The 22,526-nt window shown below is 55.6% G+C and carries 22 protein-coding genes; 6 read left to right on the forward strand and 16 right to left on the reverse strand.

The features are described from left to right. Window position 1: 1 nt before the first annotated feature. Complete coding sequence (locus QGM61_RS10245) at window positions 2–1,447, reverse strand: FecR family protein (protein WP_281133067.1); 1,446 nt, start codon at window positions 1,445–1,447, stop codon at window positions 2–4. Window positions 1,448–1,634: 187 nt separating this feature from the next. On the opposite strand from QGM61_RS10245, the gene QGM61_RS10250 reads away from it, so the two are divergent. The 4 genes from QGM61_RS10250 to QGM61_RS10265 all read left to right on the forward strand — a co-directional run bounded on the left by QGM61_RS10250 (window position 1,635) and on the right by QGM61_RS10265 (window position 7,072). Continuing rightward, entirely contained in the window at window positions 1,635–2,336 is a 702-nt protein-coding gene (locus tag QGM61_RS10250) for a Crp/Fnr family transcriptional regulator (protein ID WP_237132493.1), read from the forward strand. 147 nt (window positions 2,337–2,483) lie between these two features. After that, window positions 2,484–4,202 (forward strand): type I secretion system permease/ATPase, encoded by a 1,719-nt coding sequence (locus QGM61_RS10255; protein ID WP_281132881.1) that lies wholly within the window; start codon window positions 2,484–2,486, stop codon window positions 4,200–4,202. Between the two features lie 124 nt (window positions 4,203–4,326). Continuing rightward, the gene (locus QGM61_RS10260) at window positions 4,327–5,637 is read left to right on the forward strand and encodes an HlyD family type I secretion periplasmic adaptor subunit (protein WP_281132882.1); all 1,311 of its coding nucleotides are present in this window, start codon (window positions 4,327–4,329) and stop codon (window positions 5,635–5,637) included. A gap of 7 nt (window positions 5,638–5,644) precedes the next feature. After that, window positions 5,645–7,072, forward strand: a complete 1,428-nt coding sequence (locus QGM61_RS10265) for a TolC family protein (protein WP_281132883.1) — start codon at window positions 5,645–5,647, stop codon at window positions 7,070–7,072. Between the two features lie 21 nt (window positions 7,073–7,093). Here QGM61_RS10265 and QGM61_RS10270 read toward each other — a convergent pair whose 3' ends face one another. The 9 genes from QGM61_RS10270 to QGM61_RS10310 form a co-directional block, all read right to left on the reverse strand. Then, on the reverse strand, window positions 7,094–8,569 hold the full coding sequence (locus tag QGM61_RS10270) for a matrixin family metalloprotease (RefSeq protein WP_281132884.1): 1,476 nt from the start codon (window positions 8,567–8,569) through the stop codon (window positions 7,094–7,096). Then, a complete protein-coding gene (locus tag QGM61_RS10275) occupies window positions 8,569–9,198 on the reverse strand; it encodes a hypothetical protein (RefSeq protein ID WP_281132885.1) in 630 nt (209 codons plus the stop codon). The genes QGM61_RS10270 and QGM61_RS10275 overlap by 1 nt, the downstream gene beginning before the upstream one ends. A gap of 35 nt (window positions 9,199–9,233) precedes the next feature. After that, entirely contained in the window at window positions 9,234–10,109 is an 876-nt protein-coding gene (rfbD, locus tag QGM61_RS10280) for a dTDP-4-dehydrorhamnose reductase (protein ID WP_281132886.1), read from the reverse strand. Beyond that, entirely contained in the window at window positions 10,109–10,672 is a 564-nt protein-coding gene (rfbC, locus tag QGM61_RS10285; protein WP_237132500.1) for a dTDP-4-dehydrorhamnose 3,5-epimerase, read from the reverse strand. The genes rfbD and rfbC overlap by 1 nt, the downstream gene beginning before the upstream one ends. A gap of 59 nt (window positions 10,673–10,731) precedes the next feature. Beyond that, window positions 10,732–11,631, reverse strand: a complete 900-nt coding sequence (gene rfbA / locus QGM61_RS10290) for a glucose-1-phosphate thymidylyltransferase RfbA (RefSeq protein WP_237132501.1) — start codon at window positions 11,629–11,631, stop codon at window positions 10,732–10,734. 4 nt (window positions 11,632–11,635) lie between these two features. Continuing rightward, entirely contained in the window at window positions 11,636–12,559 is a 924-nt protein-coding gene (locus QGM61_RS10295) for an NAD-dependent epimerase/dehydratase family protein (RefSeq protein ID WP_281132887.1), read from the reverse strand. Continuing rightward, window positions 12,556–13,413, reverse strand: a complete 858-nt coding sequence (locus tag QGM61_RS10300) for a glycosyltransferase (protein WP_281132888.1) — start codon at window positions 13,411–13,413, stop codon at window positions 12,556–12,558. Before QGM61_RS10300 ends, QGM61_RS10295 begins: the two co-directional genes overlap by 4 nt. Before the next feature lie 88 nt (window positions 13,414–13,501). Then, complete coding sequence (locus QGM61_RS10305; protein WP_281132889.1) at window positions 13,502–14,314, reverse strand: hypothetical protein; 813 nt, start codon at window positions 14,312–14,314, stop codon at window positions 13,502–13,504. Between the two features lie 107 nt (window positions 14,315–14,421). Continuing rightward, window positions 14,422–15,192, reverse strand: coding sequence for a PIG-L deacetylase family protein (locus QGM61_RS10310; protein ID WP_281132890.1), 771 nt, complete (start codon window positions 15,190–15,192; stop codon window positions 14,422–14,424). Between the two features lie 115 nt (window positions 15,193–15,307). On the opposite strand from QGM61_RS10310, the gene QGM61_RS10315 reads away from it, so the two are divergent. Together QGM61_RS10315 and QGM61_RS10320 are read left to right on the forward strand one after the other, a co-directional pair. Beyond that, the gene (locus QGM61_RS10315) at window positions 15,308–16,111 is read left to right on the forward strand and encodes an ABC transporter permease (protein ID WP_237132506.1); all 804 of its coding nucleotides are present in this window, start codon (window positions 15,308–15,310) and stop codon (window positions 16,109–16,111) included. Further along, window positions 16,111–17,346 (forward strand): ABC transporter ATP-binding protein, encoded by a 1,236-nt coding sequence (locus tag QGM61_RS10320; protein WP_237132507.1) that lies wholly within the window; start codon window positions 16,111–16,113, stop codon window positions 17,344–17,346. The genes QGM61_RS10315 and QGM61_RS10320 overlap by 1 nt, the downstream gene beginning before the upstream one ends. A gap of 47 nt (window positions 17,347–17,393) precedes the next feature. Here QGM61_RS10320 and QGM61_RS10325 read toward each other — a convergent pair whose 3' ends face one another. Genes QGM61_RS10325 through gspD form a run of 6 tightly spaced genes read right to left on the reverse strand, consistent with a single transcriptional unit; the run spans window position 17,394 to window position 22,444 of the window. Further along, the gene (locus QGM61_RS10325) at window positions 17,394–18,476 is read right to left on the reverse strand and encodes a general secretion pathway protein GspK (protein WP_281132891.1); all 1,083 of its coding nucleotides are present in this window, start codon (window positions 18,474–18,476) and stop codon (window positions 17,394–17,396) included. Continuing rightward, window positions 18,473–19,144, reverse strand: a complete 672-nt coding sequence (locus QGM61_RS10330) for a prepilin-type N-terminal cleavage/methylation domain-containing protein (protein WP_281132892.1) — start codon at window positions 19,142–19,144, stop codon at window positions 18,473–18,475. Before QGM61_RS10330 ends, QGM61_RS10325 begins: the two co-directional genes overlap by 4 nt. A gap of 8 nt (window positions 19,145–19,152) precedes the next feature. After that, a complete protein-coding gene (locus tag QGM61_RS10335; protein ID WP_237132510.1) occupies window positions 19,153–19,515 on the reverse strand; it encodes a PilW family protein in 363 nt (120 codons plus the stop codon). A gap of 25 nt (window positions 19,516–19,540) precedes the next feature. Continuing rightward, the gene (locus tag QGM61_RS10340) at window positions 19,541–20,044 is read right to left on the reverse strand and encodes a GspH/FimT family protein (RefSeq protein ID WP_281132893.1); all 504 of its coding nucleotides are present in this window, start codon (window positions 20,042–20,044) and stop codon (window positions 19,541–19,543) included. Next, window positions 20,022–20,429 carry a type II secretion system major pseudopilin GspG gene (gspG, locus tag QGM61_RS10345; protein WP_237132512.1) on the reverse strand — a complete coding sequence of 136 codons (408 nt, stop codon included), beginning with the start codon at window positions 20,427–20,429 and terminating at the stop codon, window positions 20,022–20,024. Before gspG ends, QGM61_RS10340 begins: the two co-directional genes overlap by 23 nt. 20 nt (window positions 20,430–20,449) lie before the next feature. Beyond that, the gene (gene gspD / locus QGM61_RS10350; protein WP_281132894.1) at window positions 20,450–22,444 is read right to left on the reverse strand and encodes a type II secretion system secretin GspD; all 1,995 of its coding nucleotides are present in this window, start codon (window positions 22,442–22,444) and stop codon (window positions 20,450–20,452) included. Window positions 22,445–22,526: the final 82 nt, after the last annotated feature.

The raw sequence follows: 22,526 nt of genomic DNA on the forward strand, positions 1-22,526 counted from the left end.
ATCAGCGTTTGTTCCACAAGGTCAGCCCGTGGATACCACCGGTTTGCAATTGCTGTTCGAAAAAGTAACTGGCCTCTTTGCCATCCAGACTGACAGCTCCCGCCATGGTAGCGGGCTCCGGGCCTGTCCGGTTGTGGAAGATGCCTGTCTCACTGATGAGGCCATTGGCCACAAAGTCCACACTGCCTGTGAGGCTGTGCTTCATGTTCAGCTCAGTCGAAAACTGACGGGTATTGAAGTCAATGTCGAACTTGCCACCCGTTACAGCCATCGCCACGATTCCAGTGCCGGAGTTGTAATAGGCCTGAGCGCTGCTTAGCTCAAAGCTCACCGGACCCAGCCCGGCATCTACGCGGTCGCGCCCGTTACTGTCACGGAAAAGTCGATACTCGCCGAGGCCGACCATCCAGTCACGACCTTCCTGGGCAAGTTCAAACGGGGCAGTAATGCGCTCAAGGTCGCCCTTGCCACTTCCGTAGCGCCCCCAGATCAGGTTGTTCTGTTTCAGTTGCTCGGTGGCAATCGCGACAGCAGGCGTGAAATTGGTATCGGCAACTGTGGGTGGCGTCACCGGAGGAGTAACTGGTGGCGTTGTCGGCGTTGTCGGCTTTGCCACATTGGCAACTTCCTGCTTGACTCGCTGTGAGGTCACGTTTTCCAGGTAAACTTCGGTGCCGGCGGTCTTGTCATCGGCATTGGCTTCGGACGCCGCAATGGCCTGACTCACTTCTTCCCGCATCATGCCGGGCTCTCGCTCGACAGTTGCTGGCATGATTTGCGGGGCGGTCGTACTGCCATCCAGCTCCAGCATCTGCATTGAAGTGCCAGTCAGCTCGACAGCATTCGCCAGACAGGGTCCAAAAGCATCCGCGGTGCAATCCGCGGAAAATGGCGCCATCACAATGGTACCTTCGTTCACCTGCGCCCGAACCGCAACACTGGACGCGTTCACAACAAAGTCTGTGCCGCGCACACCAATGGCAGCGATGGGCGTATTCAGGCGGAAACGCTCTCGGGCAGCTGTGGCCCCATGACCGGATATGGATCGGGTGACACCTTCCTCCAGATTCAGTTTGATACTGGAGCTGGCCGGCTGATCAGGGTTGTAATCGTAACGCACAATTTCCAGGCGGCTGTCAGGCCTTACGCTCACCAGTGCCTGATCGACAAAGCGGATGTGCACATGCCCACTGGCAGCCGTATGGATACGGTCACTTGCCACGATAATTGACCCTGGCACAGCAGCTGAGCGACGGCCGTCGGCGTGCTCAATATAGGCGTTTCCCAGCACCAGGCTGACTTCACCCACCGGCTCGACTGTCTCCAGCTGGGCATGGGCAAGTGTCGATCCGGCAGCCAATGCAGTGGCCATCGTGACCGCCACTGCGAGCGTTCTGGCTCGCAATGTCAGAGATGTCATCATTCTGTAAACTGGCTGTGGTGTCATAGTGCTCAATTTTGAACTCCTGGATCCAGAGTCTGGTCCATTATTAGCACAAAGCTTATCTCAAGCGGCCGCCCCGGTAAGTGACCGCAGTCACACGTTTGCTATTCCAACATGCCTTACTATAATGGCCCGGCAGCGCTGTCCAAAGGAATGTCAACAACCAGCGCACCATACCGGAATTTTTCGCATGCTGGTTACACCTGAGCTTCTCGGCACATTTCCCAGCTTAAAGCCGTTACCTTTGCCGCTGTTGCAGCAGCTTGCGCAGCAGTCAACGGTTCAGCGTTTTGCCCGTCGCGGCGTGGTGCTCAAAGCTGGTGTACGCGAGGAGTCGGTGTGCTTTTTGTTTGAAGGTCGCTTACAGGGCGTAGATTTTACCATTGATGGGCGCGAAGTGGGTCTGTACTTCGTGGAACCCGGTGACTTTTGCGGTGAGCTGGGCATGTTTGACGATGGCCCGCAGCCTGAACACGTCATTGCACTGACATCAGCGATGGTTGTGTTTGTGCCTCTGGCCAGCCTGCGACAGGTAACCCGTGAGCACGCTGTGCTGTTGCAGCGCATGGGGGAGCGTCTGGCAGCGCGGGTTCGTCAGATGACCAGACAGCGATCATTGCTGGGTCTGCCTAACGTCGGCCAGCGCGTTTGCTGCCAATTGTGGATGCTGATTCCTGAATCCGGTCGCAGCGAAGGCAATCAGACGATTATCAGAAACCCGCCGACTCACATGGAGATAGCCATCATGTTGAGCCTGAGCCGGGAAAGTGTCAGCCGCGTGTTTCAGTTGCTGCAGGCACGTGAAATTGTCAAACGCGACGGACCAGGCGCTCTGATTGTGCACGATCTGGTGACTCTGCAAAGACTTGCAGAAGGCGCAGAAGAGCTGTAAGGCGCTGGCTCTCGTGAAAATAGTCGCTGAGGCGGCCATGATATAATCGTCGCGAATACGCTGCGGGGGTTGAAACAAGCAATGTTTCACCCCACCTAGTCTATTCGCACCCAACGGACACCATGCACTGACGGCAAGCATCTCTTAATGGACACATCGAAAAAAACAAGCACTTACAAAGAATTAAACGAATCGCTGAAGAGCATTCGTCACTACTTCATTTATGCCGGCTTATTCAGCGCCGCCGTCAACATACTGATGCTGACACCCATCATCTACATGTTGCAGGTGTACGATCGGGTGATTTCCAGTGGCAGCGTATCGACGCTGACCATGCTCACTTTGCTCATGGTGGGTCTGATGCTGGCTATGGGCGGTTTCGAGTGGGTACGATCCATGATTCTGATCGCCGCCAGCAACCGGATCGAACAGCAGCTGAGACGACGCGTATTCAACGCGTCTTTTACTCACGCGCTGCTTAGCGGCTCAGGCGCCAGCGGCGGCCAACCCCTGAACGACCTGTCCAGTTTACGGCAGTTTTTGACTGGTAACGGCCTGTTCGCGTTTTTTGATGCACCGTGGTTCCCAATCTATGTCGCTCTGATGTTCGTCTTCCATCCGCTCTTTGGAGTGGTGGCCATCCTGGCCGGTATCGTCATGGTGCTGCTTGCCTGGATCAACGAAGCTGTAACAACACGCAAGCTGAAGGATGCCAATACCAAAGCTAACCGGGTGAACAATCAGGTCAATGGCAGCCTGCGCAATGCCGAAGTCATCGCCGCCATGGGTATGACAGATGACATCAGACGTCAGCAGGAAAAGCAGTCAAACGAAGTTCTGGTATTGCAAACCGACGCCAGTCGTTCTGCGGGCGCGCTGACCAGTATCTCCAAGTCTTTCCGGCTGATTGTGCAGTCCCTGATTCTGGGCCTTGGTGCCTGGCTGGCGCTGCGCCAGGAAATCTCGCCCGGTATGATGATTGCCGGTTCGCTGTTGCTCGGTCGCGCACTGGCTCCCATCGACATGCTGGTTTCCACATGGAAGGGATTTTCAGTGGCTCGCGCCCAGTACGAACGTCTTGGGCAGCTGCTGGAGAGGATTCCTCCCGAGGCAGAGCACATGCCGTTGCCGCCACCGCAGGGCGACCTGTCTCTTGAGCAGGTCACTGTTGCGCCGCCGGGCACACGAGTCCCTGTTGTCCGCGGCGTTACGCTGCAGTTGGCGGCTGGTGAGGCTCTGGGCATTGTAGGTCCCAGCGCGTCTGGCAAATCAACGCTGGCACGAGCGGTTCTGGGTATCTGGCCGGTCATGGCGGGCAAGGTAAGGCTGGACGGCGCTGACATCGCTGGCTGGGATCGCGGCCTGCTTGGTCCTCATATAGGTTATCTGCCACAGGATATCGAGCTGTTTGATGGCAGCATATCCGACAATATCTGTCGATTCGGTGAAGCCGATGCCGAGCGCATCGTGGAGGCTGCCAGACTGGCCGGCGTTCATGAGCTGATTCTGCGCCTACCGGATGGTTACGACACAGTTATTGGCGGATCCAGCGGCGGCCTGTCGGGCGGACAGCGACAGCGAATAGGTCTGGCACGCGCAGTTTATGGCAATCCCCGATTACTGGTGCTTGACGAGCCCAACTCCAATCTGGACGACCAGGGCGAGAAAGAGCTGGTTTCTGCCATTCAGCGCATCAAGGCTGGCGGTTGCACAATTATTGTCATATCGCACCGCACCATGGTCCTGCATAGCATGGACAAGCTGCTGGTGATGAAAGAGGGGGCTGCTCTGAGCTTCGGTCCCAAAGACGAGGTGCTTGCCAGCCTGATGGGACAATCGGAACAGCGCCGGGCCGGTAATGCCTGATCGGTAGTTCACGTTAGAAAACCTGACGCCCAGGCGATAACAGGCAACAAATACGACAGCAGCAACCGTCGAACGAAATATCATCCAGGAGATTTGTCTGGGCACCGCCCAGCAGAGAGTGAACGTGGAAAAGCAGACTACTGATAACGATTTTCAGATTGACACCAGCATGGACACGCCACGGCGTATTGGCTTACTGATATTCTTTTTGGTGTTCGGAGTATTTGGCCTGTGGGCTGCCTTTGCACCACTGGACGGCGCCGCCCATGCTACCGGTCATGTAACGGTGCGCTCCAACAAGCAGCTGGTGCAACATCTTGAAGGCGGCATCGTCGCAGACATCCTGGCGCGCAACGGTGATGTTGTCGAGGCCGGCGAACCCCTGCTGGTTCTGGATGACACACAATCCCGTGCACAGCTGCAGATTGCCAACTCCCAGTATGTGGCCCTCAAGGCACTTGAGGCTCGCCTGATCGCTGAGCGCGACGAACTTGATGCCATTCAGTTCCCTGCGGAACTCTCATCTCTTGATGCCAATGCACAAGCAGAGATGCTGTCCCAGACCCAGATTTTTCGGACGCGTAAAGCCTCTCTGGAAGGAAGCATTGAGGTTCTGGAGCAACGTATTGAGCAATTGCAGTCGCAATTGCGTGGACTGCGCGCTTTGCAGGAAAGCAAACAGGACCTGGCTGATTCTTTCGATGAAGAACTGAACGATGTACGGGCTCTGCTTGAAGAAGGTTTTGCCGACAAGAATCGCCTTCGCGAACTGGAACGCAACGCGGCGCAGTTGCGCGGAGAGGCTGCCGAGCTGACGGCAAACATTTCGTCAGCAGAAATTCAGATAGGTGAGACACGTCTGGAAATCCTGCAGCAACGTCGTCAATTCCAGAATGAAGTAGCCAATCAGCTGGCGGAGACTCAGACGAATCTAAAAGACGTAACCGAACGCATCGGAGCATTGCGCGATGTCGTCAACCGTACCGTTATAAAGGCGCCTGTAACCGGAATCGTCAATGGCCTGCAGGTTCATACTATTGGTGGGGTCATCCCACCGCGTACCGAAATTGCTGATATTGTTCCGCAGTCCGATGAGCTGATCGTTGAGGCACAGGTCTCACCGATTGACATTGATCGTGTCGACATAGGCCAGGAAGCTACCATTCGATTCTCCAGCTTCAGCAGTTCGGTACCCAATATTTTTGGCCGGGTGATCCATATTTCCGCTGACAGCTTTACTGACCAGCGCACTGGGATGACGTATTACACTGCTCGTATCGAGGTCACACCAGAAGGCTTGCAAGACCTGGGCGACCTGACGCTAATCCCCGGCATGCCTGCAGAAGTGTTTATTGCCACCGGCTCCAGAACCTTCCTGCAGTATCTGACCAAACCCATCACCAATGCGCTGGCGCGCAGCTTCATAGAAGATTGATTGGCATATGAGCAGCAACGACCAGATGTCTGAAATCCAGCACACTCCTCGACGCTCGAGCCCACTGTTGGTGCATGCCATCTGTGGTGTTTTGGCTCTGGCAGGTTCGATGGGCTCACTGGCCCAGAGTGACAACCAGCAGGAGACCGAGGAGCTGGCATCGCTGATGCAGCGCCATGACGGCGTGGGGCGAACCCTGGAAGACTTTTTTGTTGCATCAATGGAGTTCAGCCCGCGCCTGGAAATTGCTGAAGAGCAGATGAACATAGGCACGGCGCGTCGCGAAGCGGCCAATGGTCAGCTATTCCCGCAGGTATCGGCCTCTGCCAGCATTTCAGACAACCGCCAGGAGCGCACCGGCGGCGCTCCCGTTGACTATAGAGGCGAGCGCTATGCCGTTCAGCTTCGCCAGGTACTGTTTGACTGGCGAGTCTTTGCACGACGCGGGCAGGCCTATGCGGTAGAAAACCAGTACGAAGCCCTGTACTACGCAGAACTGGCGGCGCATCTGTCTGATGTGGCAGAAAGATATTTTGATGTGCTGCAGGCCCAGGATGCACTGGAGTCCAGCAGGGCCGAGCTGGAAGCGGTTAATAACCAGCTCGCTCAGATTGAACGCATGCATGACCTGCAGATGGTTCAGGTTACTGATCTTTATCAGGCACAGGCACAGGCCTCCGCGGTGGCAGCCGAACAGGTGTATTTGAGCAGTGAACTTGAACTGGCAAAAGAAGCTCTCCGATCTGCAACCGGCCTGGCTGTAGGTGAGCTTTATACGCTGCAGGACACCACCGAATTGCCGCAGATAGACGGTAGTCTGGAAGAGTGGGTCAGCCGCGCCCGCGCCAACAGCCACCAGATTCAGGCTCGCCAGTATGCCGTAGAGGCGGCTGATGAGCGCGTTTCAGAGCGACGTGGCAACTACATGCCACAGGTAAGTCTGGTCCTGCAACAGCAGCGTTCAGACCTGGGCTTTGATAACACGCCAATGGCTCGCACGGACACCGGCTATGTTGGTCTGGATGTGTCTATCCCGCTGTTCGCAGGCGGCAGCAATCGCGCTGCGGTCCGAGAAGCGATAAGCCAGCAGAATATCGCACGCAACGAGCTTCGCCAGGTGCATCTGGATGTCAGTGAGCAGACTCGTTTTGCATTCCTGCGGCTGCAGGCAGCAGAGCGCCAGATTCGTGCAGCAGAGGCATTGCTGGAATCGCGCGAACTGTCGGCACGTGCCCGGCGCAGAGGTTTTGAACTTGGCACCGTAACAACGGTGGATGTGCTTGAATCCGTCCGCGATCAGTTTGTTGCGGAGCGTGATCTCCAGCAGATTCGTTATGATTACATCCGCCTCTTATTGAACCTGCAGCGTGACGCCGGCACACTGAGCCCGGACGACCTGATTGATATCAGTTCACGCCTGCAGCCCAGCGAATAACAGTTTTTCCCGAGACAATAATCACTCCACCAGCAGATTGATTGGCTGCTGGTGGAAGTATAGTTCATTCGGGTTGCTGTCGACGCCGTAACCAATCAGGAAGTCGATGTCGATGGTGCTGACTCCAATATCTCTTGCCACAAACTGCTTGAGAATGTCGATGGATTCCACAGCCTGCAGTGTCCTGCGTTCAAAGACTGGCACCAGCTCCAGGTCTGGTCGATATCCGACAAAATCACCATTCGGGTGTTTGACCAGAATCTCACCCTCAGGTGTGATACCTGCCACCACCACAAATCCGGGCTGACCCCGGTGGTTCGGATCCACAGTGATTTCGCCTTTAACATCGAATCGCTCCGTTGAGCTCACTCTATTGATATACGTCTGCCCATTGTTGCGCGTGACACCACCGCGAAACAAAGCGTTAACCTGCCCCCCCTGAAAACTCTGCCTGCCATTCAGGGTCAGCATGGATGGGCTTTCATAGGTGACCGACATGCGGTAGTTGCCAGTATTGGTTTCACCACAGGGCGGGCGCGTATTATTACTGTAGGTGTTGACCAGGATTGCGTACTCGCCGGCCGGAAGATTGGCAGTGACACGCGGTCGACAGGCGCCTGCACTGTTTTCGTCTATCTCCAACACATCCAGTTTCATATCGGCAAGCAGCAAGACACTGTCGAGTCCACCACTCGTAACAGTGTCAAGTGTCACCCTCATTGGCTGATCGACCTGCAATGTGTAGACATCGACATAACTGTCGTCGGATCCACCCTGTTGCAGATCCTGTATCAGGCAGTCACCTGCGTTGAGATCTCCGTAGACCCAGCCGAATGTTACAGGGCGGTTCTCACAGTTGCTTATGCCACTGTAAAGAACATTGACTCCTTCGATGTCATCCTGTTGCAAAGTAAAGGTATTGCCGATTGAGGGATTCATGATGGCCAGGGCGGTATTCTCGTGCGCCAGCCCCATCACGTGACCCAGCTCATGCAGTGCCACACGGCGGAAGTCAACGACTCGGTCAACGCGTTGATTGCCATCATAGGTGTCAAATGGCACATTCGAGTTAAACACAATATCAGCTTCGACAAGATCGGCTGAGCCCAGCGTATTGAACTCGGTAAAGAACACCGTCACAGCTATTGTCTGACTATTAAACTGGCGACCACAAATGGTACTGCCAAACGCAGCTCCATTTCTGAAGTCAGGTGGCTGCCCGGACCCAGTCTGCCCAACGCACGGATCCAGAAAGTCAGGAACAATATTGAAGGTAAAGGCAGTCTGATTGGTCCACGATTCAGCTGCCTCCCGATAAGCCTGTGCCCATGGCACGCCGCTGGCAGACACGCCCGGGATACCGGTATAGATTGTCGTCCTGGCGCCAGGCCATTTATTCCCCAGAGGATCAAACTCATAGGCGGTGGCAGACATGATCAGCAGTCCGCTGGCAGACAGCAGCACCAGGGCCGCCAGCGCTTGTTGTATCTTGCGCATCAGGGAGTCCCTCCGCTGCTGTCTCTGGCAATATCACGAATGCGTGCCTTGAACGCCCCTGGTGTCATGGGCAGCGCATTGCCGTTTAGACCCTGCACCTGCACACCTCGCGCAGTTCCCTCATGCGGAAGAATGATAAGAGGGGACTGATTGCCTGCCTCCAAAGCGGTGACTGACTGCCCATCTGCCGTTGTGACCTGCGCAGCGGAACTTTCGCCCTTGATAAGATAGTGTCCCTGCGTCCAGCCAACCAGCGGATGAACCTGTGAGTCATTCAGGGAGTGAACAAAATAGATACCAGTTTCACCGACCTCGGGAACCTGCATTTCTGACACTGTCATCTGCAGGTTGCCAACCCGGCCGCCCAGGAAGCTCAGTTCAATGGCATCACCTGCATAGCTGCCCTTGATGACTTCATCAACGCGGAACTGAACGTAGGTACTTATGCTGCGTGGCCCTGTTTGACGGGATTCCACTGCAAGAACCTCACCCTGGAAGATCAGCGCTGCGGTGTCAACGACCTGCTCAAAGCGCATCTGTTCAATCGTTGTTGCTGTGCTGAGTGTTGAGAGTAACAACAGGCCTAACGATAACAGCAGTTGACGCAGGCGGATTGTGAGTAGTGACACGTTAAATTACCTCCTGCAGGGGAAAGTCTTGTGTGCTAGGCCATTGCGGCAATGACATCGACCAGTTCATGCCGCCAGTGTCGGGGCGACACGTCCAGGACAGCCAGCGTCTGTGACTTGTCGAGCACACTGTAAGGTGGGCGTTTGGCTGGCGTTGGGTAGTCGCTCGCCGGAATCGCCGCTATTGGTATTCGTTTGTCCAACAGGCCTGCCTTGACTGCCTCGTCCTGAATCGCAACAGCAAAATCGTACCAGCTCGCAACACCGGCGTCGCTCCAGTGCAGAGTGCCGACTGGCCGTATCTGCAGCGCCGATTCGATGCAACGCGCCAGACCCCATGTCGAGGACGGCGTGCCAATCTGGTCTGTTACTACTTTAAGAACGTCTCGCTCAGCCATTAATTTCAACATGGTCTTAAGAAAATTCCGGCCGAACTGCGAATAAACCCACGAAGTTCTCAGAACCAGGCTGTGTTTTGGCGCCAGATAACGAACATGCAGCTCTCCTTCGAGCTTGGTGCGCCCATAGATGCTCAATGGGTCCGTCTGATCGTCTGGTGTGTAGGGGCGGTGATTGCGCCCGCTGAATACAAAGTCGGTCGATATCTGCAGCAGCCAGGTATCATTCTCGGCAGCCCATCGTGCCAGGTTTTTGGGACCGGTTGCATTTGCGGCACGCGCGACCAGGTCATCTGTCTCTGCAGCATCGACGGCTGTATAGGCTGCCGCGTTGATGATGGCGTCTGGCTTGATGTCCGTCAGATGCCTGCGCAAGGCGGTTTCATCACTGATATCCAGCTCCGCATGTGTTATCGGAATGATCTGATAACGTTCGGCCGACAGGTACTGCTGCAGGGTCTGCCCCAGCTGGCCGCCGGCGCCAGTTAAAGCGACTTTAAGTGGCTGGCTCATCAGGAACCCTGCTTTTGATATTTGGGAGCATCGGTAAAGCTCAGCGCCTTGCTGTCCTTGCCCGACAGTACCGGTTCACCCGCGCCAGCCACCAACGGCCATTTTATTCCCAGTGCCGGGTCGTTCCACATCAGACTGAACTCATCTTCAGGAGCATAATAATCGGTACACTTGTACACCATTTCGGCACTGTCGCTGATCACATAGAACCCATGTGCAAAACCAGGCGGCACCCAAAGCTGGTGTTTGTTGTCTGCGGACAGAACACAACCCACGCTTTGCCCAAAGGTCGGAGAGCCCTCGCGCATATCCACAGCCACGTCATAGATTTCACCCGACACCACGCGCACCAGTTTGCCCTGGGGCTGGCGGAGCTGATAGTGCAGACCGCGCAGAATGCCCTGCGCTGACTTGCTGTGGTTGTCCTGTACAAATCTCAGCCCAGGCAGCAGTTCATCGAAGATAGACTGGCGAAACGTTTCCATAAAAAAGCCGCGGTGATCACCAAAAACAGCCGGTTCCAGCAGCAGGACATCAGGAATATGTGTAGGGGTTACTTTCATTGCGTTGCCTTGTTGATGCAGTTTGGCTGACGATATTTTTTGGCGCTGTTCTGGGACAATCAGTCGCGAATCAGATTCAACAGGTACTGTCCATAGCCGCTCTTGGCCAGCGGCGCTGCCAGCGCACGCAGCTGTGTAGCGTCAATGTATCCGTTGCTGTACGCGATCTCTTCCGGACAGGCAATTTTTAATCCCTGCCGCTCTTCCAGTACCCGAATAAAGTTTGCCGCATCGAGCAGGGACTGGACTGTGCCGGTATCAAGCCATGCCGTACCACGATTAAAAAGCTCTACCTGGAGCTGACCGCGGGAAAGATAGGTTTTGTTGACGTCCGTAATCTCCAGCTCGCCACGGGCGGAGGGCTTGATTGTCTTGGCGATCTCCACGACTTCGTTATCGTACAGATACAGGCCTGTAACTGCGTAGTTGGACTTGGGTTTTGCCGGCTTTTCTTCCAGATCGATTGCGGTATTGTTTTCATCCAGAGCGACAACACCATAGCGCTCCGGGTCGTTTACATAGTAAGCAAACACAGTGGCACCCGATTTCTGCTGCACCGCACGCTGCAGTTTTTCTTCAAGTGAATTGCCGTAGAAAATATTGTCGCCAAGTATCAGGCACACACTGTCATTGCCAATAAATTCTTCACCGATCAAAAAAGCCTGGGCCAGTCCATCTGGACTGGGCTGCACCGCATACTGCAGATTGATCCCCCAGCGGCTGCCGTCACCCAGCAGATGCTCGTATAGATGCAGGTCAGCCGGCGTGGTAATGATCAGGATGTCGCGGATACCAGCCTGCATCAGTGTGCAGAGCGGGTAATAGATCATCGGTTTGTCATAAACAGGCATCAGCTGCTTGCTGACCGAAATGGTCATTGGGTGCAGACGGGTACCCGTGCCGCCAGCCAGAATTATTCCCTTGGTTGTATGTGTCGATGTCGGCACAGACTGAGTCATGGTTCTATCCTTGTGACGTTGCACTGTCAGCGATGATGGACGGCAGTAACTGGTAGAAAGTCAAACGCGGATTATAGCCCAGTTCTTGACGACTTGCTGAGCCGTCAACGTGATTCGGGCGTGATAGCGCACGCCAGGTGCGAAGCCCGGGAGCATTGCGCAGTGGCAGCAGCCTACCCGCCACTTCCAGCAGCAGTGCGCCAGCGAAAAACAGCCACCTGGGCGTGGCAAACGTCGCGGGCGGCTTGCCAAGCGCGTCTCGCATGGCCTGCTCAATACCCTTGATCGTGTAATGCTGATCGTCAGAAACCGCATATACTGGTGCGCGGGAGGGAACCGAACGCTCAAGCGCAGCGGCTGCCAGCACCAGCACCTGACACAGATCCTGAACGCCGATCAACGAAATTGCCTGCTGAAAGTCCGGCAGAGGAGGCATCACACCCTTCTGGATCAGCCCGAGCAGGCTCATCAGATTGCCTTTCATGCCAACCCCATACACGCTGGCTGGTCTGATGATGGTCACAGCAATCCTGCCCTGCTCATGGGCAGCCATCAGCTGCTGTTCGGCCTGAAATTTGGCATCTCCGTATGCGGTGCGCGGCTGGTCATGGGCGGGATCGGCCAGAATGCTGCTGACATACACGAATCGTGAAACACCAGCCTCGATGGCGGCCTCCAGCAGATTGACCGTCCCTTCGACGTTGGTCTGATAGATCAGTTGCGTCCGCGCATGATTCACGTGCGCATAGGCGGCAAGGTGGTAGATGCAATCAATCCCCTTCACCACGGTGACCAGTGATTCGGGACGGGTCAGGTCTTGAGTCGGACGCTGCAGTACACTGACAGCATCACCCTGAGACTGCAGCATGGGCACCAGGTGTCGCCCCACAAATCCGCTACCGCCTGTCACCAGCACGCGAGAGCTCATGTCCAGCGCCAGCCGTGCGTGTTAAAAAATCGCAGCGCTGAGCGCCCGAACATGCCGATGTGTCGCAGGCCTTTTTTGGCACTGTTGCCACCCAGGTGCGTGATTCGCATTCCCGGCAGATAGGTCAGGGTGCCCAGGCGATGCGCTCGAAGCGCCAGATCGAAGTCTTCGAAGTACAGGAAATAGCGCGGATCAAAACCATTCAGTGATTTGAGCGTTGTCAGCCTGAACAGCATGAAACAGCCACTGATAACGGGAATGCCCTCGCTGGGCCGGTCGTCGGGGAGGTCCTGCATGTCGTAGTGCGCCAGTCGCTCGTGGAAGCGCTGCTTGACTGCCTCCGGCGCAAAGCCGCGCAGCAGAAAGTCGAGCACGCTGGGGTAGCGTTTGCAGGCAGAGGCTGAGCCTCCATGACCGTCACTGATTGATGGCGCCACTGCGACTGTGCGCTGATGCGACTGCAGCCAGGCGACACCGACACAGAGCGTGTCCGGCTGCACAATCACGTCCGGATTCAGAATCAGGTACAGGTCGTTTCCGGCGTCAGCCAGTTGCTGTGCATGCGACAGCCCAAGATTGTGACCGCGACCGTAACCCAGATTGCCATGACCGGTGATCAGCTCCCCCTCCAGCCCAGTCTCACTCCACCCATCCAGCACATCACGCAAGGGCATGACATTACTGTCGGAATCTCCGTTATCGATGAGATACAGCTGACAGGCAGAAAGGTGCCGCTGCTGCAATGCCTGCTGGGCGGCTGTTGCCAGTGACTGCAGCGTCTGCCGCAATACCTGCGTATCCAGGGTATGAACAACAATCGACACACAGAGTCTGGGAGGGCGGCTCTGGCTCACGTCGCGCGAAATCTCAATGGGGACAGGGAATCTGCAGTGAGAACCGTTGCATCAGCCGTCACCAGGCTAGTGTTTTCTGGTCGACGTGTCACTGGGAATTTGGCTCCGCAGGCACTATCCGGTCGCCAAAGGGAGTGCGCACCAGACGGGCTCCCTCGGGTACATCGGCCGGGTCGATACGACGCGGCCGGAATCTCGATTCTTCGGTTCGGCGGACGGCTGCGTCCGGGTCACTGCGCTCTCTGGCAGCACGCAGGGCTGCGGCAAACGGGTTTTCCGGCTGCTCCTCAGCACTATCTTCACTACGTCGATCACGGCGACCGCCTCTGTCTTCAGATGACTCCTCCGCTGATTGCGCCGGTGCCTGGGTCGCTATTGGAGCGGCTGTTGCCAGCTGCAGGCGGGATACGTTGCTACCCACGCAGGTGACACCTTCATCGGGATCTGCATAACAGGAGTTGCCTGCGGGATGCTGAATTATCAACTGGCGATTGGCCACTTCATCCACAAAGTGGCCGGGATAGCCGGGGATCTCTGCGCGTGCGTCCATCGACCCGCTCGACTCGTCCGGCAGCGGAACCACCAGGGTTTCTCCGTTCTGCAGGCGCAGGCGCACCTGACGCTTGCTGCCAAACTGGCTGGTACCGACCAGGGTAAACTGTGGTCCACCGCTGCGTGATGTCGTGTCAGGCGCGGGGGCAAGGGAGTCTGCTGCAGAAGCGCTTGCCTCGATCGGCTCAAACAGGCGAAGCTGTTCGTTGCTCGTCGGCGATGCTGTAGCCGACTGTTGACCGGCCACGGAGTCCGGCGTCAGGTCTGTAAACAGTTCCGTTTCCTGGGCGTGAGCATGCACAGCGCTGATCAGCGCCGCCAGCATCATCATTAGGGCCCTCAGCATCATTCTGACTCCTGTCAGCGAACTGACTGTCCGGGTACATCATGACCGCCCCGGACCAAGCGGTACTTGAACATTGTTACGTTAACGGCTTTTTTATTTGTCGTGCAAGCTTACGGTTTAGTTTGCCCACGTTCAAAATATCTGGCTACTGCCTGCTGGGTCAATGCCTCCAGAGACTCTGTCAGCATGCCCGGATCATATCGATTAAACGACTCGACATACTTCACTTCAGCACTCATGGAGAAGGTGCGCGCCTTGTTCAGGGCCAGAATCAGTTCAGGATAGTTATTCTGGCTGTTCTGGCTGGCGTAGACAGCCATGGCCTGCTGCTTGGCCTTGATGGTCGAGGTGATATCAATCAGCCGGTTAACGGGGCTCTGTACACTGATCTCATAGGACCATACCTCAGGCAGATGACCACGCCAGGCGCGCTGCTGCAAGCGCTGCACGGCTGCCCAGACCAGCTGCGCGGTGACCCGATGGTCAGGGTGGAGCTCCAGTACGCCGGGGAAAAATACCGTGGCTGCCTGCAGATCGATCAGCGCGCCAGCGATCTGCTCTACCACCGCATCGTCCATCTTCAGACCCCGGTCCGCATGATCCCAGGTCTGCACGCTGCTGACGCCGAGTACATCGCAGGCCTGCTGCACTTCCGTTTTGCGCTGCGCCACCAGGGCCTGCTGGTCATCAGGATTGGTGGCACCGCCCAGCGCGCCATCTGTCAATACTATGACATGAGTCGCCATACCCTGCAGCGCAGCAAGGCGCAGCGCCCCACCCATGCCAAAGGTTTCATCGTCGGCATGCGGCGCAAAAACAACCCAGGGCGCCGGCGGCAGATCGGATACGTGAAAGGGGACCAATATGTTTTCAGGATTCATGGCGCGGATTGTAGGCGGTTTTGCCGGTTTTTTTTAGCGTTTTGTGGAGATTGAGGCGCTTTCGTGGTTAAATCTGCGCCCTTCTGGAGTGAAATTATCATCGTTGATTGCTGCTATGACATCTAGCCTGCTGCGTCAGTGGACATTGTCTCCCATTCGCCACTTCCGGCTGTTCCATCAGTTCGTGCGACAGGAATTCAGCGGCCAGTTCGCCGGCTCGCTGGGTGGCTTCCTGTGGCTGTTTGTTACGCCCATCGTCAATATCATCATTTATTCATTCGTGTTCAGTGTGGTTTTTCGTGCGCCCATGCCGGAAAACTTTGGTGACGTGCCTTTTGTCATTTTCCTGATGATTGGTTATCTGCCCTGGTTCGCCTTTGCCGATGCGATGGGTCGCTCAAGCGGACTGCTGCTGGACAAAGCCCCGCTGATCACCAAGGTCATGTTCCCGGTGCAGCTGATTCCCATGGTTGGCACACTGGTCCCTTACCTTGTCCACGGCATCGCCATTTTTGTATTCCTGGTGTATCTGGCCACGCAGGGATATCTGCAGATGGCCTGGCTTTGGCTGCCGGTAGCCTTCGTGTTGCAGTTCATGTTTACCATCGGCCTGGTCGCCATCCTGTCCGCCTTCTGTGTGTTCCTGCGTGATATCCAGCAGCTTGTGGCTCTGATGCTGACTGCGTGGTTTTTCCTGACGCCGATCATTTATCCTCTGTCGCTGCTGCCCGAGCAGGTGCGGCCGCTGATGATGTTGAATCCCATGCACAGCTTTGTGCAGTTCTATCGCGAAGCGATTCTACTGGGCGATTTTTCTGCCATCCATTTCCAGGTGATGGTGGTATCGGCCGTGCTGAGCTACCTGCTGGGCGGCTGGCTGTTCATGAGAATAAAACACGCTTTTGGTGACGTTTTGTAATGCACAGTATTTCGGTCAACAATCTGAACAAGGATTTTCGCATCTACGCACGGCCGCAGGATCGCCTGCTGGAGTTGTTGCTGCGCCAGCCTCGTCACCGCGTATTTCATGTTTTGCAGGATGTTTCTTTTGATGTCATGGAAGGCAAGAGCCTTGGCATCATTGGTGACAATGGCGCGGGCAAGTCGACCCTGATGAAGCTGTTGGTTGGCACCCTGCAACCGAGCAGTGGGACCGTACACACCAAAGGTCAGGTCGCGGCCCTGCTGGAGCTGGGTGCAGGCTTTCACCCGGAATTCTCCGGCCGTCGCAATATCTATCTTAATGCCTCGCTGCTGGGTGTGCCGGATGACGATATCGCTGCGCTGGAAGAAGACATCATAGAGTTTTCCGAGCTGCGGGACTTCATTGATCGCCCTGTCAAAACCTACTCCTCCGGCATGTATGTTCGACTCGCGTTTTCTATCGCGACGATGGTCAGACCGGATGTGCTGGTGATTGACGAGGCGCTAGCAGTTGGCGACATCGCGTTTCAACGCAAGTGTGTGCAGCGCATGAATGAGTTTCGCGCGCAGAACAAAAGCATGGTGTTCTGCAGTCACTCCATGTATCACGTACAGGAACTCTGTGACACGGCTATCTGGCTGGAGAAAGGCCGTATACGCGAAATGGGCCAGAGTGAAGAAATCGTCGCGCGCTATGAAGACTACTGCAACAGCCGGCGTTCCTACACCAAGGCTGAAGAACAGGCCAAAGCGCTCGAATCAGAAAGCTCCGCCGTAAAGGCTGAGCAGGCAGAGAAAGACAAGACGCCCAAGGACGCCCGCATCATCCATACCGTGGTGCGCAATACCGATGGCGAGATCATCGACACTGTTGAGCCCCTTCAGGAAGTCATTCTGGAATTGCAGGCCGAGATACTGAACGACAACAGCATCTGCTATTTCGGCTTCGCCTTGATGAAGGATCTGGACGAGGTTATTTCCGCCTATCTGGGAACTGACCGACCCGACGTCGAGCATGGTCCATTCCGCAAAGGCGAAATTATCACCGTGCAATTGCGCCTTGATGCCATGGCATTACGGGTCGGAAACTTCCATGTGCTGGGTGGTATCAATGACGCAAGTGGACTGCTCTGGTACGAAACAAAACTCAGCAAGGAAATCACGGTAAAAACAAGCAAAGGGCTGGGTGTCTTTGTCATGAAGTCGGAATGGAAGGTCGAGCACAACTAAACATTGTTGTGCTCTGAACGAAGCGCGCCGCCCTGTTCACATTAATCTCAATCCACTCGCAGCAGGCCAGGCGGCAACTCCGCTCTGGGCGGCGCCGTGTCCGGCAACATGGCATAAGGGTCAACGTGACGCACTCGCGCGCGCTGATTAAAGCTTTCGACCTGCATGATCTGCATGTAGCCCTGGCGAACCGGATCCTCAACCGCTGATAAATCCTCGTCTGTCCTCTGGGATTCCTGCTCCGCATTGGCAGTTTCGGCCGCCGGGTAGACGTATACCGAATATATACTGGAGGCTGTAAAACCCAGCCAGGGTGACAGTTCTACCATATTCTCAAGTGGAATCAGGGCACCAACTTCACGCATGGTTCGCAGGTCCCGGTGCTGTCGATAAGCAATAATCTGCTCGGCCAGTTCCTCTTCCATGCCAGGAAGTAACATCAGGGCTTCCCGTGTTGCCATGTTGGGATTAACCACTGCCTCATTGCCATAAACAGTAAACGCAGCCTCCAGATTGACACCCTCGAAAAGCTCGGCGAAACCTCTTATCAGCAGAATCTCATCGACTGATTCCAGATCAGGACTGTTGCGTGGCGTGTAAGGGGGATCCAGCGTCTGATAATACTCAGCCTCGGCACCGCCAGGAGTTATCAATTCGTTGAGATCGGTCCAGTCATTCCAGGCCGCCAGTAGTTCCTGCACCTGGCGTGGGTCAAAGTCAGGACCCAGTTGCGTTTCGATTATCTGCTGCAACCGTCGTACTTCAATTCGATTGAGATTTATTTTTCCTGCATGGTCATAAATCCGCACCACCATGTTTTCGGGGGCAGGGTAGTGCAGGGAGAGCGGCTGACCATTAAAGCGATATGTCGACATCCGCACCTCACCCCAGTCGTTCAGTACTGGCTCTTCGTCCAGCGGCAAGGGCATGCGCTCCAGCATCAACTCCATCTCAGCCTGGTTCATGGCTGTCATGATATCTGCGTAATCGCTGACACCTTCTTTATGCCGTAACGCAGTTGTGGCTCCCAGGCGAATATTGGTCGCCAGCACGGTGACCAGCACCGTCAACACCACCGACGTCCACAGCACCATGATGAGCACCGCGCCCCGTTGCGAATTCGGCATCATGGTATCAGCTCCAGATTGGGACGAATGCTGCGATGCTGCCGCGCATTAACCGGCGCCACAATATCCAGCGTCTCCACGTTCCGGTCGTCGATGGGTTCCAGACGTATATGGACAGCAAACGGCAACACACTGAACGTGAAAGCAGGCCAGTCTTCACGCCACAGACGGTCGAACTCGAGATCCTCATACAGATATTGAAAGCTCGCGCGGTAGCCTGGCAAAAGCAGTCGCGGCTCGGCATCATCCAGCCGGGCCGTCGGGTCATCACTGAGTGCTGGCGCAAGTTGCAGATAGACTCCCTCATCACCACGCCAGAAAAGACGCCAGGCAGTCAGGCCATCCCTCCTCTCAGGGGACACTGTTGACACCCAGGAAAGCTGGTCGGATTCACCTTCAAAATAGACATGGCGCCCCAGTGTTTCGGGGTCGCGGTAGCTGTGCGGAAAAGCACCCTGCAGCGCGCGCTCCAGTTGCAGTATCGCAATTGATTCGTCCAGATTGTCTTCCAGTGTCGAAGCATTATTGTCCCAGTCACGCACAACTGAAAACATACCCGCCGTCAGCATGGTCATCAATGTCGCTGTCAGTGCCAGCGCCAGGATGATTTCCAGCAGCGTGAAACCACGCTGCTGATGTAATGGGTTTGCTTGTTGCTGGATTCGATTCACGTTGCTTGTCACCGTGGCAGATCAGAACGTAGCCAGCGGACGCCTTCGATCTGCTCACCAGTTTCCGGGTCCACCATTCGGTAGGTTTCCAGAAGATCATACATGGGCGCTGTCCGTCGCAGAGGATCTTCCAGCTCATCTACTGGCGAAACATCAAATTCGTCTTCAATAACAGATTCGATGTCACGAAATTGATTATCGAGCAGAGCAAAGTTGATGTTGGCTCGCGCCTGAACGGTATCACTTAAACTGCTCTGCGCACGACCAGCCAGCTGCTTGCTGCCGGCAGCCAGAGTAAAAAGTCCCCCCAGCACCATTGCCGTGATGGTCAGCGCAACCAGCACTTCCAGCAGTGTAAATCCGTGCTGCACTGTTTGTACTGAGACTGTAGGCCGCCTATTCGTCATTTTCATCAAGACGCTCTACTCGCCCTGAAAAGGGGTCAATTGAAAGTTTTAAGCGACGGGAATCCTGCGAGAATTCGAGCGTGCCGCCAGAGCTGCCTCCCTCTGGATAGAACTCGATGCTGAGCTGTTCATGCACGGGGGACTGGCGGCCGGTACTATCTGTAAAAGCCAGCGCGGTTTCGACAGAGACCCAGCGCCCCACCACCGATGGGTCGTCAGCCTCAGGTTCAGCCGGGCCATTGCTGTTGCCTGCATCCGGCGGGTTAACGATAAACTCCACCCGGGTTGTCCCGCCCTGGACCACCGCCATGCGTCTGGCATGATTCAACAGACCCGTTGCCTCACGTACCTGTGCGTTGAACCCCGGAGAATCGAGTGAACTGATACCGGGGCCGATCAGCATGGCCATCATGGCCGCAATACCCAGCACAAGCAGGAGTTCTAGCAGAGTAAAACCGCGCTGAGTATCATTAGTCCCCAATATCAGCGTCATTGTCTTCGCCACCCGGCGCGCCGTCAGCACCGTAGGAAATCAGGCTGAAGTCCCGACCGCTCGACTCATAAACATAGGCATTACCCCAGGGATCCACGGGTACATCACCACGCAGGTAGGGGCCGTTCCATGTGGAGCGCCCGCTGTCGTTCTCGATCAGTCCCTCCAGCTCATCCGGATACTGACCTATATCCAGTCGATAGGCATCCAGTGCACTGGTCAGTGAGGAGATCTGCGACAGCGCCGCATCACGACGAGCGCCATCCGCCTGGTTAAACAGATTCGGGGCAACCATGACCGCCAGCATTCCCAGTATCGCCATGACGATCAGCAGTTCGATAATGGTGAAGCCACGGGCTTGCTTGATGCTTTTAACCTTGTTCATATCAATTCCTCTGCCTGTATTCAGATATCTTCCAGCATTTCTGCCGCGAGTTCAAAACGGTTGAGTATTTCCTGATAGCGACTGTTGGTCTGGTTGTTCAAATTGATCATCTCCGGTCGCAGTACGATAAACAGCTCAGTCCGCTCGTTGTTGTCCTGCTGATAGCTGAACAGCCGTCCCAGGCCAGGCACCCGATTCAGGTAGGGGACACCGGTATTCAGCTGGTCGTTGGTGTTCTGGATAAGGCCTCCGAGCACAACATTTTCGCCATCACGGACAACGACGGAAGTTTCAATTTCCTGATTCTGGAAGATCGGATTCTGATTGATGCCTGCGGAACCAGAAACAGACGACAGCTCCTGACGTATTGTCAGATTAACTACACCCTCCTCATTGATGCGGGGCGTGATCTGCAGTTCGATACCTGTTGGTCGGTACTGGATATTGGTCGTGGATCCGCCGACTCCTATCGTTTCACCCAACTGCACAGGCACCTCGGCGCCAATACGAATCAGGCCTTCCTGATTATTGATCACTGTCAAAGAGGGTCTGGCCAGCAGCCGCACATCGTTGTTGATTGCTATGGCTTCCAGCGTCGCTTCAACCCTGGCCGCGCCATCAAGAAAGGCCCGGTTGAACAGCAATCCACCCAGTCCACCGGAACCATCCTGATTGCGGGAAGGCAGAAACTCGGTTCGCACCCGTGTTGCCGTACCATCAGCATTCTCGAGCACGCGCGACCAGTCAACTCCAAATGAGGTTTCATCCGTCAGCACAATCTGTGCGATCGCCGCATTGATCATGACCTGCAGCGGTGCGGTGTCCAGTTGACTGATGGTGGTCAACAACTGTCGATAGTCTCGCGGATTGGCACGAATCAGCAGGCTGTTGGTGGGTTCATCAGCAACAATGCTGACGCGCAGATTGGCCGACACGGCCATGTTGCCAGCATTTGAAGAAGCCTGCCCAGACACTTGCGCCTGCTGTGTTGCAACCTGCTCGCCCTGCTCATTGATAATGATGACAGGCTCGGGCCTGGCGGCCTCATCGTCATCGTCGCCCGCAGGGCGCTGCTCTTCTTCATCCAGGCGAAATACCTCACTGAGGGTTTCTGCCAGCTCGACGGCGTTCAGATTCTTGACGCGATACTGAAACAGCTGCTCAGACTGTTCTTCCCGATCGGCATCCAGAATACGAATCCAGCGCGCCAGCTCTTCAAAACCGCGAGCGGCCGGTGCGGTCACCAGCAGCGCATTGATGCGCTCAAGCCCCTTGACCTGATAGGAGGGATTTTCGCCTTCTATCATCGTCAGTATTTCTGTCAGTTCCTGGGCTACATCTGACGCCAGCGCATTACTGAGTGGATAGAGCTGCAGGCCCTGATTCTGGAATGGATCATCATCTACGACCACCAGGAGCTCATTGATACGCACCAGCTGAGATCGCGTGGCAGTAATCGCGAGCGTATTGCTGTTGGAAATACGGACAATGCTGTTTTCTTCGTCAAGAATCGGTGAGAGTATGTTGGTGGCGCTGGCCGCAGAGACATAACGCAGCGGTGTAATCTGCATGATCTGCGCGGCAGTCCCCTGATCAAGTGAGTCGGGCGTGGCAATCTCGACCGGGACATTATCGGTGCCAGATCTTGCGTACCAGACATTGCCGACCTGCTCCAGTACGATGCCGTGATTGCGAGTCAGTAATCTGATTAGAGGCCATACATCATCATAAGTCAGCGGCCGGTTTTCAGCAGTACGCAAACTGACTCTGACATCTATTGAGGGATCAATGATGATGGACAGATCCAGTGCGTCAGCGAGCTCTTCCAGCACTTCCCGCAGATCAGCCTGTTCATAGTTCAGTGCCACGGTATTCTGGTCTGGCGGATTGACCGGAGAGGGAACCGACTCAAGCCGATTCGAAACAGACACCTGGCGCCCATCCCGATTGATTTCATCAATGAGCGCCTGCCTTTCCGCCGCAGCCTGTTCGGCAGACGGCATATTTCCAAGCATCTGGGGCGCGCTCTGGCTTGTCGCTTGTCCAGCTGTGGACCCTGAGGTGGTGTTTTGATTCTGGCCACTCGAACGACTGTCA

The organism is Pseudohongiella sp. SYSU M77423 (assembly GCF_029911965.1).
Classification (GTDB): Bacteria; Pseudomonadota; Gammaproteobacteria; order Pseudomonadales; family Pseudohongiellaceae; genus Pseudohongiella.

Excerpts from the sequence above, each read along its gene's own strand:
- rfbA (WP_237132501.1), bottom strand. The coding sequence starts at position 11,631 with ATGACTCAGTCTGTGCCGACATCGACACATACAACCAAGGGAATAATT.
- rfbD (WP_281132886.1), bottom strand. The coding sequence starts at position 10,109 with ATGAGCCAGCCACTTAAAGTCGCTTTAACTGGCGCCGGCGGCCAGCTG.
- QGM61_RS10245 (WP_281133067.1), bottom strand. The coding sequence starts at position 1,447 with ATGACACCACAGCCAGTTTACAGAATGATGACATCTCTGACATTGCGA.
- QGM61_RS10250 (WP_237132493.1), top strand. The coding sequence starts at position 1,635 with ATGCTGGTTACACCTGAGCTTCTCGGCACATTTCCCAGCTTAAAGCCG.
- rfbC (WP_237132500.1), bottom strand. The coding sequence starts at position 10,672 with ATGAAAGTAACCCCTACACATATTCCTGATGTCCTGCTGCTGGAACCG.
- gspD (WP_281132894.1), bottom strand. The coding sequence starts at position 22,444 with ATGCTTGGAAATATGCCGTCTGCCGAACAGGCTGCGGCGGAAAGGCAG.
- QGM61_RS10315 (WP_237132506.1), top strand. The coding sequence starts at position 15,308 with ATGACATCTAGCCTGCTGCGTCAGTGGACATTGTCTCCCATTCGCCAC.
- QGM61_RS10320 (WP_237132507.1), top strand. The coding sequence starts at position 16,111 with ATGCACAGTATTTCGGTCAACAATCTGAACAAGGATTTTCGCATCTAC.
- QGM61_RS10295 (WP_281132887.1), bottom strand. The coding sequence starts at position 12,559 with ATGAGCTCTCGCGTGCTGGTGACAGGCGGTAGCGGATTTGTGGGGCGA.
- QGM61_RS10325 (WP_281132891.1), bottom strand. The coding sequence starts at position 18,476 with ATGATGCCGAATTCGCAACGGGGCGCGGTGCTCATCATGGTGCTGTGG.
- QGM61_RS10255 (WP_281132881.1), top strand. The coding sequence starts at position 2,484 with ATGGACACATCGAAAAAAACAAGCACTTACAAAGAATTAAACGAATCG.
- gspG (WP_237132512.1), bottom strand. The coding sequence starts at position 20,429 with ATGAACAAGGTTAAAAGCATCAAGCAAGCCCGTGGCTTCACCATTATC.
- QGM61_RS10310 (WP_281132890.1), bottom strand. The coding sequence starts at position 15,192 with ATGAATCCTGAAAACATATTGGTCCCCTTTCACGTATCCGATCTGCCG.
- QGM61_RS10340 (WP_281132893.1), bottom strand. The coding sequence starts at position 20,044 with ATGACGCTGATATTGGGGACTAATGATACTCAGCGCGGTTTTACTCTG.
- QGM61_RS10305 (WP_281132889.1), bottom strand. The coding sequence starts at position 14,314 with ATGATGCTGAGGGCCCTAATGATGATGCTGGCGGCGCTGATCAGCGCT.
- QGM61_RS10265 (WP_281132883.1), top strand. The coding sequence starts at position 5,645 with ATGAGCAGCAACGACCAGATGTCTGAAATCCAGCACACTCCTCGACGC.
- QGM61_RS10270 (WP_281132884.1), bottom strand. The coding sequence starts at position 8,569 with ATGCGCAAGATACAACAAGCGCTGGCGGCCCTGGTGCTGCTGTCTGCC.